Source organism: Streptomyces sp. NPDC047079, from assembly GCF_040643755.1.
GTDB lineage: Bacteria > Actinomycetota > Actinomycetes > Streptomycetales > Streptomycetaceae > Streptomyces.
The window spans coordinates 387,303-399,088 of record NZ_JBEYUZ010000004.1; the positions used below are offsets into that span (position 1 = coordinate 387,303).

At 71.2% G+C, this 11,786-nt stretch carries 12 protein-coding genes; 11 read left to right on the forward strand and 1 reads right to left on the reverse strand.

What is annotated here, in order from left to right:
- The first annotated feature begins 10 nt into the window (after window positions 1–10).
- The 9 genes from mltG to nusB all read left to right on the forward strand — a co-directional run bounded on the left by mltG (window position 11) and on the right by nusB (window position 9,154).
- Window positions 11–1,774 carry an endolytic transglycosylase MltG gene (mltG, locus tag ABZ823_RS08805; RefSeq protein ID WP_361655683.1) on the forward strand — a complete coding sequence of 588 codons (1,764 nt, stop codon included), beginning with the start codon at window positions 11–13 and terminating at the stop codon, window positions 1,772–1,774.
- Window positions 1,771–2,607, forward strand: a complete 837-nt coding sequence (locus ABZ823_RS08810) for a shikimate dehydrogenase (protein WP_361655686.1) — start codon at window positions 1,771–1,773, stop codon at window positions 2,605–2,607. The genes mltG and ABZ823_RS08810 overlap by 4 nt, the downstream gene beginning before the upstream one ends.
- Window positions 2,608–2,784: 177 nt before the next feature.
- Entirely contained in the window at window positions 2,785–3,969 is a 1,185-nt protein-coding gene (aroC, locus tag ABZ823_RS08815; protein ID WP_361655689.1) for a chorismate synthase, read from the forward strand.
- Entirely contained in the window at window positions 3,966–4,484 is a 519-nt protein-coding gene (locus tag ABZ823_RS08820; RefSeq protein ID WP_361655692.1) for a shikimate kinase, read from the forward strand. Before aroC ends, ABZ823_RS08820 begins: the two co-directional genes overlap by 4 nt.
- On the forward strand, window positions 4,481–5,572 hold the full coding sequence (gene aroB, locus ABZ823_RS08825; protein ID WP_361655695.1) for a 3-dehydroquinate synthase: 1,092 nt from the start codon (window positions 4,481–4,483) through the stop codon (window positions 5,570–5,572). The genes ABZ823_RS08820 and aroB overlap by 4 nt, the downstream gene beginning before the upstream one ends.
- A 201-nt stretch (window positions 5,573–5,773) precedes the next feature.
- Window positions 5,774–6,640, forward strand: coding sequence for a Pro-rich N-terminal domain-containing protein (locus ABZ823_RS08830; protein WP_361655698.1), 867 nt, complete (start codon window positions 5,774–5,776; stop codon window positions 6,638–6,640).
- 353 nt (window positions 6,641–6,993) lie between these two features.
- The gene (locus ABZ823_RS08835; protein WP_361655701.1) at window positions 6,994–8,100 is read left to right on the forward strand and encodes an aminopeptidase P family protein; all 1,107 of its coding nucleotides are present in this window, start codon (window positions 6,994–6,996) and stop codon (window positions 8,098–8,100) included.
- A gap of 56 nt (window positions 8,101–8,156) precedes the next feature.
- Entirely contained in the window at window positions 8,157–8,723 is a 567-nt protein-coding gene (efp, locus tag ABZ823_RS08840; RefSeq protein WP_361655704.1) for an elongation factor P, read from the forward strand.
- 2 nt (window positions 8,724–8,725) lie between these two features.
- Window positions 8,726–9,154: a transcription antitermination factor NusB gene (gene nusB, locus ABZ823_RS08845; protein WP_361655707.1), complete on the forward strand. Its 429-nt coding sequence runs from the start codon at window positions 8,726–8,728 to the stop codon at window positions 9,152–9,154.
- A 189-nt stretch (window positions 9,155–9,343) separates the two neighbouring features.
- Here nusB and bldD read toward each other — a convergent pair whose 3' ends face one another.
- On the reverse strand, window positions 9,344–9,847 hold the full coding sequence (gene bldD, locus ABZ823_RS08850) for a transcriptional regulator BldD (protein WP_361655710.1): 504 nt from the start codon (window positions 9,845–9,847) through the stop codon (window positions 9,344–9,346).
- A gap of 266 nt (window positions 9,848–10,113) precedes the next feature.
- Here bldD and pyrR point away from each other — a divergent pair, with 266 nt between their 5' ends.
- Together pyrR and ABZ823_RS08860 are read left to right on the forward strand one after the other, a co-directional pair.
- The gene (gene pyrR / locus ABZ823_RS08855) at window positions 10,114–10,683 is read left to right on the forward strand and encodes a bifunctional pyr operon transcriptional regulator/uracil phosphoribosyltransferase PyrR (protein ID WP_361655713.1); all 570 of its coding nucleotides are present in this window, start codon (window positions 10,114–10,116) and stop codon (window positions 10,681–10,683) included.
- 104 nt (window positions 10,684–10,787) lie between these two features.
- Window positions 10,788–11,783, forward strand: a complete 996-nt coding sequence (locus tag ABZ823_RS08860; protein ID WP_361655716.1) for an aspartate carbamoyltransferase catalytic subunit — start codon at window positions 10,788–10,790, stop codon at window positions 11,781–11,783.
- Window positions 11,784–11,786 lie beyond the last annotated feature (3 nt).

Sequence of the window (11,786 nt, forward strand, 5' to 3'; positions counted from 1 at the left end):
TAGGGGATCGATGACTGAGTATGGCCGGGGCCAAGGCTCCGCACCGTGGCATCCGGAGGACCCGTTGTACGGGGACGGCGGATGGAGAGGACAGCAGGCCCCTGAGGGCCAGTCCCCTTACGGCGGCCGGCCCCAGTACGACCCGGAGCAGGCGGGGCAGCACCACGGGCACTGGGACGGCGGCCCGCAGGCGTCCAGCTACGGCCAGGGGCAGCAGGGCTACCAGCAGTACCCCGACCACGGCGGTCAGCAGTACCCCGACCACGGCGGTCAGCAGTACCCGGGCCAGTACGAGCAGCAGGCCGGGCAGCAGTACCCGGACCCGTACCAGCAGCAGAACGCGCAGCCGTACGCGGGCCAACCGCAGCAAGGCCAGGGCGACGAGGGATGGGGCGGCGGAGGACAGGCCCACCTCCCCTACGCCGCCGACCCCGGGGACCCGTACGGCGCCCAGACAGGTGCGTACGGCGGTGAGCAGCCCGACTTCTACCAGACTCCGGACGCCTATCCGCCGCCCGAGCCGCCGCACCGCAGGCAGGCCGAGCCGGAGCCGAAGACCGACTGGGATCCGGGCCCCGATCAGGGCGAACACGCCTTCTTCGCGGGCGGCGACGACGATGACGACGACGACACCGGGGACCGCCGCGGTCGTGGCGACCGGCGGGGGCGCGGCGACAAGGGCGGCAGGAAGCGCCGCAATGGATGCGCCTGCCTCGTCGTCGTCCTGGTGTTCGGCGGCGGTATCGGCGGAGTGGGTTACTTCGGGTATCAGTTCTACCAAAATCGTTTCGGCGCGGCGCCCGACTATGTGGGCGAGGGCAGTGGCGAACAGGTCACGGTCACCATTCCGAAGGGGTCCGGTGGCTTCGCCATCGGCCAGGTGCTCAAGCAGGCCGGTGTCGTCAAGAGCGTCGACGCGTTCGTCGCGGCGCAGGAGCAGAACCCGAACGGCAAGACCATCCAGGCGGGCACGTACACGCTGAACAAGCACATGTCCGCGGCGGCGGCCGTGCAGTTGATGCTCAGCCCGAAGAGCAAGAACAACCTGATCATCGCCGAGGGCTGGCGCAACGCGAAGATCTACGCGGCGATCGACGGCCGGCTTCAGCTCAAGGCCGGCACCACCCGGGACATCGCCGCGAAGAAGTGGAAGAGCTTCGGCCTGCCCGACTGGGCCAACGACAACAGCGCCATCAGGGACCCGCTGGAAGGGTTCCTGTACCCGTCCAGCTATCCCGTCGCCAAGGGCATGAAGCCCGAGGACGTCCTGAAGCAGATGGTCGACACGGCCAAGGAGAAGTACGCCGCGTTCGGCATCCAGGCCAAGGCGAAGAACCTCAACCTGGACAACCCGTTGCAGGTCCTGACGGTCGCGAGCCTGGTCCAGGCCGAGGGCAAGTACAAGCACGACTTCGAGAAGGTCGCCACGGTCGTCTACAACCGGCTCAAGCCGAACAACACCGAGACGAACGGTCTGCTCGACTTCGACTCGACGGTGAACTACCTGCGCGGCGAGTCCCGGCTCGGCACCGGTTCCGTCGACGACCTCCGGAAGATCGACAACCCGTACAACACGTACCGCTTCAAGGGCCTGCCCCCCGGCCCGATCGACAACCCGGGCGAAGTCGCGATCAAGGCCGCGCTCAAGCCGGCCAAGGGAAACTGGTACTACTTCGTCTCCATCAACGACAACGAGACTCTGTTCGCCGAGACCAACGAAGAGCAGAACCGCAATCGCGAGAAGTACCTGCAAGGGCAGAAGAAGGGGCAATGACGGGCACCACCAGCAAGCGCCGGGCCGCCGTCCTCGGCTCCCCGATCGCGCACTCCCTCTCCCCGGTGCTGCATCGCACCGCCTACCAGGAGCTGGGACTGAAGGACTGGTCGTACGACCGGTTCGAGATCGACGAGGAGTCGCTGCCGGGGTTCTTCGCGGACCTCGGACCCGACTGGGCCGGGCTCTCGCTGACCATGCCGCTCAAGCGGGCCGTCATTCCCCTGCTCGACTCGGTCAGCGACACCGCGGCCTGCGTCGAGGCGGTGAACACGGTCGTGTTCACCGCGGACGGGCGGCGAGTCGGTGACAACACCGACATCCCCGGGATGGTCGCCGCGCTGCGCGAGCGGGGAGTCGAGCAGGTCGACTCGGCCGCGATCCTCGGTGCCGGCGCGACCGCGTCCTCCGCGCTCGCCGCACTGGCCCGTGTCTGCACGGGCGAGGTCGTCGCCTACGTCCGCAGCGAGGCACGGGCGACTGAAATGCGGCGATGGGGCGAGCGCATCGGCGTGGAGGTCCGTACCGCCGACTGGTCCGACGCCGACCGCGCGCTGAGCGCGCCGCTCGTCATCGCCACCACCCCGGCCGGTACGACGGACGCGCTCGCCGCCGCCGTACCGGAGCGTCCCGCGACCCTCTTCGACGTGCTGTACGACCCCTGGCCCACCAACCTCGCGGCGCGCTGGTCCGCGTACGGCGGCGCCGTCGTCAGCGGCCTCGATCTGCTGGTGCACCAGGCGGTGCTCCAGGTCGAGCGGATGACGGGCCGTTCCCCGGCCCCGCTGGACGCCATGCGCAAGGCGGGGGAGCACGCCCTGGCGGCCCGGTAGGGGCCGCCGGAGGACGCTCGCTCCGCGTCCGCCTGATGGACCTGGGGCCGGTTCACAACGCCGGACGTGGGAGGATCGGTGGTGGCGGACCGGGGCCGCGCACCCGGTCGCGCTGTCGCCGTACGCGAGGACGCGCGTACGCAGGGCAGTACCAGGCGCGAGCACTGAGGAGCACCGTTGAGCAGGTTGCGCTGGCTGACCGCGGGGGAGTCCCACGGTCCCGCACTTGTCGCGACGCTGGAGGGCCTTCCCGCCGGCGTGCCGATCACCACGGAGATGGTGGCGGACCACCTGGCGCGGCGGCGGCTGGGCTATGGGCGCGGTGCGCGGATGAAGTTCGAGCGGGACGAGGTCACCTTCCTCGGTGGCGTCCGGCACGGGCTCACCCTGGGCTCCCCGGTGGCGATCATGGTCGGGAACACCGAGTGGCCCAAGTGGGAACAGGTGATGGCGGCCGACCCGGTGGACCCGGAGGTGCTGGCGGGACTGGCCCGCAACGCGCCGCTGACCCGGCCGCGGCCCGGCCACGCCGACCTCGCCGGCATGCAGAAGTACGGATTCGACGAGGCGCGGCCGATCCTGGAGCGCGCATCCGCCCGTGAGACCGCGGCCCGGGTCGCGCTCGGCGCGGTGGCCCGCTCGTACCTGAAGGAGACCGCGGGCATCGAGATCGTCTCGCACGTCGTCGAACTCGCCTCGGCGAAGTCGCCGTACGGCGTGTACCCGACCCCGGCCGACGTGGAGAAGCTGGACGCCGACCCCGTGCGCTGCCTGGACGCGGACACGTCCAAGGCGATGGTCGCGGAGATCGACCAGGCTCACAAGGACGGCGACACCCTGGGTGGCGTGGTGGAGGTCCTCGCCTACGGGGTTCCCGTCGGCCTCGGCTCCCACGTGCACTGGGACCGCCGGCTCGACGCGCGGCTCGCGGCCGCCCTGATGGGCATCCAGGCGATCAAGGGCGTCGAGGTCGGCGACGGCTTCGAGCTGGCGCGGGTGCCGGGCTCGAAGGCCCATGACGAGATCCTCACGACGCCCGAGGGCATCAAGCGTGCGACGGGCCGCTCCGGCGGCACCGAGGGCGGTCTGTCCACGGGTGAGCTGCTGCGCGTACGGGCCGCGATGAAGCCCATCGCGACGGTGCCCCGCGCGCTGCGGACCGTCGACGTGTCCACGGGCGAGCCTGCGCAGGCCCACCACCAGCGTTCCGACGTGGCCGCGGTCCCGGCGGCCGGCATCGTCGCCGAGGCGATGGTCGCGCTCGTCCTCGCGGACGCGGTGGCGGAGAAGTTCGGCGGCGACAGTGTGACCGAGACCCGCCGCAACGTGCGGTCCTACCTCGACAGCCTGGAGATCCGGTGAGCGCGGTGCCCGCGGTCGTCCTCGTCGGCCCGATGGGCGTGGGCAAGTCCACCGTCGGCCGGCTGCTGGCCGAACGGCTGGGGGTCGGCTACCGCGACACCGACGACGACATCGTGGCCGAGCAGGGCCGGAGCATCGCGGAGATCTTCCTGGACGAGGGCGAGCCCGTCTTCCGCGCGATCGAGAAGCGGGCCGTGCACCGGGCGGTCACCGAGCACGACGGTGTGCTGGCCCTGGGCGGCGGCGCGATCCTCGACGAGGACACCCGTGCGCTGCTCGCCGGACAGCGCGTGGTCTACCTCTCGATGGACGTCGAGGAGGCCGTCAGGCGCACCGGTCTCAACGTGGCCCGCCCGCTGCTCGCGATCAATCCGCGCCGCCAGTGGCGCGAGCTGATGGAGGCGCGCCGCCCCCTGTACGAAGGGGTCGCCACGGCCGTCGTGCCCACCGACGCCCGCAGCCCCGAAGAGGTGACCCAAGCCGTCCTGGACGCAGTGGAGTTGAAGCAAGCATGAGCGAGGCAGTCACGCGGATCCAGGTCGGCGGCACCGCGGGCACCGATCCGTACGAGGTACTGGTGGGCCGTCAGCTCCTCGGCGAGCTCGCCGGTCTGGTCGGCGACCGGGCCAAGCGTGTCGCCGTGGTCCACCCGGAGGCACTGACCGAGACGGGCGAGGCGCTGCGCGCCGACCTCGCCGGACAGGGCTTCGAGGCGATCGCCATCCAGGTCCCGAACGCCGAGGAGGCCAAGACCGCCGAGGTCGCCGCCTACTGCTGGAAGGCGCTCGGCCAGTCCGGCTTCACCCGCACCGACGTCATCGTCGGCGTGGGCGGCGGCGCGACCACCGACCTGGCCGGGTTCGTGGCCGCGACCTGGCTGCGCGGGGTGCGCTGGATCGCCGTGCCGACCACCGTGCTGGCCATGGTGGACGCCGCGGTCGGCGGCAAGACCGGTATCAACACCGCCGAGGGCAAGAACCTGGTCGGCGCCTTCCATCCGCCCGCGGGCGTGCTGTGCGACCTCGCCGCGCTTGATTCCCTTCCGGTCAACGACTACGTATCCGGGCTCGCCGAGGTGATCAAGGCCGGCTTCATCGCCGACCCGGTGATCCTGGAGCTGATCGAGGAAGACCCCAAGGCCGCCCGTACCCCGGCAGGCCCGCACACCGCCGAGCTGATCGAGCGCTCCATCAGGGTCAAGGCCGAGGTCGTCTCCTCCGACCTGAGGGAGTCCGGCCTGCGCGAGATCCTCAACTACGGGCACACGCTCGCCCACGCGATCGAGAAGAACGAGCGCTACCAGTGGCGCCACGGCGCGGCCGTCGCCGTCGGCATGCACTTCGCCGCCGAACTCGGGCGTCTGGCGGGCCGCTTGGACGACGCCACGGCCGATCGCCACCGTACGGTCCTCGAGGCCGTCGGGCTGCCGCTGCACTACCGCTACGACCAGTGGCCCAGGCTGCTCGAGACGATGAAGGTCGACAAGAAGTCCCGCGGCGACCTGCTCCGGTTCATCGTCCTGGACGGCCTGGCCAAGCCGACGGTGCTGGAAGGCCCGGACCCTGCGGTGCTGCTCGCCGCGTACGGCGAAGTGGGCCAGTAGCCCGCCCGCCAGGGGCCGAACGGCGGGCGACTCGCTCCGTCGGGCACCGGCTGCCCCGATTCGCCTGCGGCGACAGGCACTTCGGGCCCTCCCCGGCCGTTCACACAACGACGGCCGGGGGAAGGTACCGTTCGGTGGGGAGCGGGGTGCCGCGCCCCCTGAGGCGGACGAGCCCGAGACAACGAGACGGAGTGGCACCGGATGCAGCACGCAGTGGGAGATCCGCTGCCACCGCCCCACCAGCCGGGGCATGGACCGGCGACCGCCTGGTCACCGACCGCACACCACCCGGGACAGCCGGGCGCCCACCCGGGCCCCGCACCGTATGGCCGGCCCGCGCCGGGCTTCCTGGGCCCTCCGGGGCCTTCCGGTCCCCCGCACACCCCCGCCCCTTCGCACCACGCGCCCGTGCCGCCCGCGCCGGACCCCACGGGCCATGTCCGACTGCCGTCCGGCGCCCCTGACGGCGTACCGGGCACGATTCCCGCCGCGAGCGCGCCCGACCTCGCCTCCGCCACGCTCGCCGTGCTGCTCATCGGCCCCGCGGGCGCGGGCAAGACGAGCGTCGCCAAGTACTGGGCCGACCACCGTCGCGTCCCCACGGCCCACATCAGCCTCGACGACGTACGTGAATGGGTGCGTTCCGGCTTCGCCGACCCGCAGTCGGGGTGGAACGACAACTCGGAGGCGCAGTATCGTCTCGCCCGCCGCACCTGCGGCTTCGCGGCCCGCAACTTCCTGGCCAACGGCATTTCCTGCATCCTCGACGACGCCGTCTTCCCGGACCGCCCGGTCGTCGGCCTCGGTGGCTGGAAACGGCATGTGGGGCCCGGTCTGCTGCCGGTCGTGCTGCTGCCCGGTCTGGAGATAGTCCTGGAGCGCAACGCGGAGCGCACCGGCAACCGGCGCCTCACCGACGAGGAGGTCGCCCGTATCCACGGCCGTATGGCCGGCTGGTACGGCTCCGGACTGCCGATCATCGACAACTCCCAGCTCGACGTGGCGGGAACGGCCCGGGCGCTCGACGAGGTCCTGGCCCGCTCGATCGCGAGTCCGCCCCAGTGGTGATGCGGCGCACGGCGGCTGTCGTGGGCCGGCAGCGCGCGCTCACGGTCCCCTCCGGAGGCCGGTCGGGAAGCTGAGCCGGACCCGTTCCCGGGCCGCTCAGGGACTCTCCACCGGCATCGCGCCGAGGGCCCCTGCCCAGCCCAGGGGGCTCCGAGCCGCGTCCTGGGGCGCCCAGCCCGGGGCGGTTCCGAGCCGCGTCCTGGGGCGCCCAGCCCGGGGCGGTTCCGAGCCGCCTCCCGGGGCGCCCAGCCGCTCGTCCCCTGGGGACTCCGGGCCGCCCCCGAACCGTGTGCAGCCGCCCGTCCGGCCCCGCTGGACCGGCGACATTCGGCCACCGCTCGTAGGCTCGGGTCATGTCAGAGGTGTACGCGGCCCGCCGGGAGCGGCTGAGGGATCGCTTCAGCGCGGGTGGGAGTGCGACGGCGCTGATCTCCCGCCCCGCCAACGTCCGCTATCTCGCGGGTGCCGCTCCCGAAGGCGCCGTCCTGCTGGTCGGCGCGGGCGAGGACGTGCTGCTGTGCGCCGGACCGCCCGACGACGAGCTGATCGACGGGCGGCCGGACGAGGCGCTGCGGGTACAGGTGCTGCCGCCGTCCGGCGGCGACCCCGCAGTGGCCGGGGCGGACCTGGCCGCCGCGCAGGGCGCCGACACCCTGGCCGTCGAGGAGAACCACCTCACGGTCGCCCGGCACCGGTCCCTGACGTCGGCCGCCCCCCGGCTGCGGCTCACCGACCTCGGCGGCGCGGTCGAGCAGCTGCGCCTGGTGAAGGACGAGGACGAGATCGCGCTGCTGCGCATCGGGGCGGAGATCGTCGACCAGGCGCTGAGCGAGCTGCTGGAGTCGATCCTCGTCGGCCGCACCGAGCGTCACCTCGCCCTCGAACTGGAGCGCCGGCTGATCGACCACGGCGCCGACGGGCCCGCCTTCACCACCTCCGTCGGCACCGGCCCGAACTCCGGCCGCCCAGGTCACCGCCCCACCGACCGGCGGGTGGAGGAGGGCGACTTCCTCTCCGTCTGCCTCGGTGCCGCCTACCGCGGCTACCGTTGCGAGATCGGCCGCACCTTCGTGATCGGCACCTCGCCGGCCGACTGGCAGATCGAGCTGTACGATCTCGTCTTCGCCGCCCAGCGCGCCGGACGCCAGGCCCTGGCCCCCGGCGCCGCGTACCGGGACGTGGACCGCGCGGCACGTCAGGTGCTGGACTCCGCGGGGTACGGCGGGGGCCTCGCGCCGGTGACCGGGCACGGTGTGGGACTCGAAATCGACGAGGACCCGCAGCTGGCCCCGACAGCCATGGGTAAACTGGACGCTTGCGTGCCGGTCACCGTCGAACCCGGGGTTCACCTCCCGGGCCGGGGCGGTGTCCGGATCGATGACACGCTCGTCGTACGCCCCGAGGCGGACGGCGGACCCGAGCTACTCACCATCACGACCAAGGAGCTCCTCGCGCTCTAGCCTCCGGCTGTGCGCCTGCCCCGGGGTCGTACGTCAGTCCAGGAGATTCCGCAACCGTGGCTTCCACGAACGACCTCAAGAACGGCATGGTGCTCAAGCTCGAAGGCGGCCAGCTCTGGTCCGTCGTCGAGTTCCAGCACGTCAAGCCCGGCAAGGGCCCGGCCTTCGTGCGCACCAAGCTCAAGAACGTGCTCTCCGGCAAGGTCGTCGACAAGACCTTCAACGCCGGCGTCAAGGTCGAGACGGCCACCGTCGACAAGCGCGACATGCAGTTCTCGTACATGGACGGCGAGTACTTCGTCTTCATGGACATGCAGACCTACGACCAGCTGCACATCGACCGGAAGGCCGTCGGCGACGCCGCGAACTTCCTCATCGAGGGCTTCACGGCCACCGTCGCGCAGCACGAGGGCGAGGTGCTCTTCGTCGAACTGCCGGCCGCGGTCGAGCTGACCATCGCCGAGACCGAGCCGGGCGTCCAGGGCGACCGCTCCACCGGCGGTACCAAGCCCGCGACGCTGGAGACCGGCCACCAGATCCAGGTCCCGCTCTTCATCACCACCGGTGAGAAGATCAAGGTGGACACCCGTACCAGCGACTACCTCGGCCGGGTGAACAGCTAACCGTGGCTGCCCGTAACACGGCCCGCAAGCGCGCCTTCCAGATCCTCTTCGAGGGCGACCAGCGCGGGGCCGACGTCCTCACGGTCCTTGCGGACTGGATCCGGCACTCGCGGACCGACACACGGCAGCCGCCGGTGAGCGAGTACACGATGCAGCTGGTCGAGGGGTACGCGGAGCACGCGAAGCGCATCGACGAGCTGATCGCGCAGTACGCGGTCGGCTGGACGCTCGACCGGATGCCGGTCGTCGACCGCAACATCCTGCGCCTCGGTGCCTACGAGCTGATCTGGGTGGACGAGACGCCGGACGCCGTGGTGCTCGACGAGATGGTTCAGCTCGCCAAGGAGTTCTCCACGGACGAGTCGCCCGCGTTCGTCAACGGTCTGCTCGGCCGGCTGAAGGACCTGAAGCCGTCGTTGCGCCGCGAGTAGTTTCGCGGTCGCGCTCACACCAAAAGGGCCCGCAGCATCCAAGCTGCGGGCCCTTTGGCCTGTACGGCGGCCGGGCCGGGCTGTACGGCGGCCCGGGCGGGTGCGGCTCCTTGCGAAAACGCCGCCGGGGTGGCCGGACCGCAATGGCCCCGCCACCCCGGCGGCACGTTTCTGCTGAGTCTGGTGGGATCAGCTCTCCTCGTGGGACGCCACGGCGCGGCGCGCGTCCGCGCCCAGAACGCCCCAGCTGATCAGCTGCTCGGTCAACACCGAAGGCGACTGGTCGTAGATCACCGCGAGGGTGCGCAGGTCGTCCTGGCGGATCGACAGCACCTTGCCGTTGTAGTCACCGCGCTGCGACTGGATCGTGGCCGCGTAACGCTGAAGCGGACCCGCCTTCTCGGCCGGCACGCCGGCCAGGCGCTCCAGGTCCAGAACGAGCTTCGGCGGCGGCTCGGCGGCACCGCCAGGAGTCGTGCCGGGCAGCAGCTCCTGGACCGGGACCCCGTAGAAATCCGCCAGCTCGGCGAGGCGCTGCACGGTGACGGCGCGGTCGCCGCGTTCGTACGACCCGACCACGACCGCCTTCCAGCGTCCCTGGGACTTCTCTTCCACACCGTGGAGGGAAAGGCCCTGCTGGGTGCGGATGGCCCGGAGCTTGGCCCCGAGCTGCTTGGCGTATTCGCTGGACATATAGCTCCCCGGACACGGTGTCGGCATGCGGCTCCGCCGCGCGGCTGGTGACTCACTGTGAGGTTACGCAGCGTGACTCTGCCCCGTCAAGCCGAACGGTCCCGGCCGACCCGTCCGTGGAAGGCGACGTGCGGTGACGCCGAACGGGTGACAGCTGGCCGCCAGGGGGGTGACCGACCGCCCCCGGAGGGCTGGTAAGCTGATTGGCGCAATTCCGACGTCCTTTAAGGTCCGTCCCGTGAGGCGGAGAAGGAGGTCCTTTTCGTATGGACACGCAGCATTCCGATGCGCGGCCCGTCCTCGAAGGTCCCGACATCGCGCGGGTGCTCACCCGCATCGCCCACGAGATCGTCGAGCGCGCCAAGGGCGCCGACGACGTGGTGCTCCTCGGCATCCCGACGCGAGGCGTCTTCCTCGCCCGCCGGCTCGCCGCCAAGCTCGAGCAGATCACCGGCCGCACGGTCCCGGTCGGCTCCCTCGACATCACGATGTACCGCGACGATCTGCGCCTGGGACCCCCGCGTGCGCTGGCCCGCACGGAGATCCCCGGTGACGGCCTCGACGGCCGTCTCGTCGTCCTCGTCGACGATGTGCTCTTCTCCGGCCGCACCATCCGTGCCGCCCTCGACGCCCTGAACGACATCGGGCGTCCGCGCGCGGTCCAGCTCGCGGTCCTCGTCGACCGCGGCCACCGCGAACTTCCGATCCGTGCCGACTACGTCGGCAAGAACCTCCCCACGTCGCTGCGGGAGACGGTCAAGGTCCAGCTCACCGAGGAGGACGGTCGCGACACCGTGCTGCTCGGTGTGAAGACCGTGGCGGGCGCACAGCAATAGCACTCCGGCGTACACCTCTGCCGTACGCCCCGGCAGTGCGCCTGCGCATGTGCGCGCCTGCCCGAAACCTCCCGAATGATGAACTGCCTTACGGAGCCTGACAGATGCAGCGCCATCTCATCTCGGCCGCCGACCTCACCCGCGACGACGCCGTCCTGATCCTCGACACCGCCGAGGAAATGGCCCGGGTCGCCGACCGGCCGATCAAGAAGCTGCCGACCCTGCGCGGCCGCACCGTCGTCAACCTCTTCTTCGAGGACTCCACCCGCACCCGGATCTCCTTCGAGGCAGCCGAGAAGCGACTGTCCGCGGACGTCATCAACTTCTCCGCGAAGGGGTCGTCGGTGTCCAAGGGCGAGTCCCTCAAGGACACCGCCCAGACCCTGGAGGCCATGGGCGTCGACGCCGTAGTGATCCGGCACGGCGCCTCCGGAGCCCCCTACCGCCTGGCCAACTCCGGCTGGATCGACGCCGCCGTCATCAACGCCGGCGACGGCACCCACCAGCATCCCACCCAGGCCCTGCTCGACGCCTTCACCATGCGCCGCCGCCTGGTGGGCCGGGACGCGGGGCTCGGCCACGACCTGGCCGGAAAGCGCATCACGCTCGTCGGAGACGTGCTGCACAGCCGGGTCGCCCGCTCCAACGTCGACCTCCTCCACACCCTCGGCGCCGACGTCACCCTCGTCGCCCCGCCCACCCTGCTGCCGGTCGGCGTCGGCTCCTGGCCCTGCGAGGTCTCCTACGACCTCGACAGCGCGTTGCCGAAGTCGGACGCGGTGATGATGCTGCGCGTCCAGCGCGAGCGCATGAACGCCGCCTTCTTCCCGACCGAGCGCGAGTACTCGCGGCGCTACGGCCTGGACGCCGACCGGATGGCGCGGATGCCCGAACACGCCATCGTCATGCACCCCGGCCCGATGGTCCGCGGCATGGAGATCACCGCGGAGGTCGCCGATTCCGAGCGCTGCACCGCCGTCGAGCAGGTGGCGAACGGTGTCTCGATCCGGATGGCGGTCCTGTACCTGCTGCTCGGCGGGGCTGTATTCGATGCCCGGAACATGCCCGCCCACCCCCAGACCCGTACCGAGGAGAAGTAAGAC

What these genes read in the sequence shown, in the direction of transcription:
- ABZ823_RS08830 (WP_361655698.1), top strand. Translation starts at nt 5,774, where the DNA reads ATGCAGCACGCAGTGGGAGATCCGCTGCCACCGCCCCACCAGCCGGGG.
- ABZ823_RS08860 (WP_361655716.1), top strand. Translation starts at nt 10,788, where the DNA reads ATGCAGCGCCATCTCATCTCGGCCGCCGACCTCACCCGCGACGACGCC.
- ABZ823_RS08810 (WP_361655686.1), top strand. Translation starts at nt 1,771, where the DNA reads ATGACGGGCACCACCAGCAAGCGCCGGGCCGCCGTCCTCGGCTCCCCG.
- mltG (WP_361655683.1), top strand. Translation starts at nt 11, where the DNA reads ATGACTGAGTATGGCCGGGGCCAAGGCTCCGCACCGTGGCATCCGGAG.
- aroB (WP_361655695.1), top strand. Translation starts at nt 4,481, where the DNA reads ATGAGCGAGGCAGTCACGCGGATCCAGGTCGGCGGCACCGCGGGCACC.
- bldD (WP_361655710.1), bottom strand. Translation starts at nt 9,847, where the DNA reads ATGTCCAGCGAATACGCCAAGCAGCTCGGGGCCAAGCTCCGGGCCATC.
- pyrR (WP_361655713.1), top strand. Translation starts at nt 10,114, where the DNA reads ATGGACACGCAGCATTCCGATGCGCGGCCCGTCCTCGAAGGTCCCGAC.
- ABZ823_RS08835 (WP_361655701.1), top strand. Translation starts at nt 6,994, where the DNA reads ATGTCAGAGGTGTACGCGGCCCGCCGGGAGCGGCTGAGGGATCGCTTC.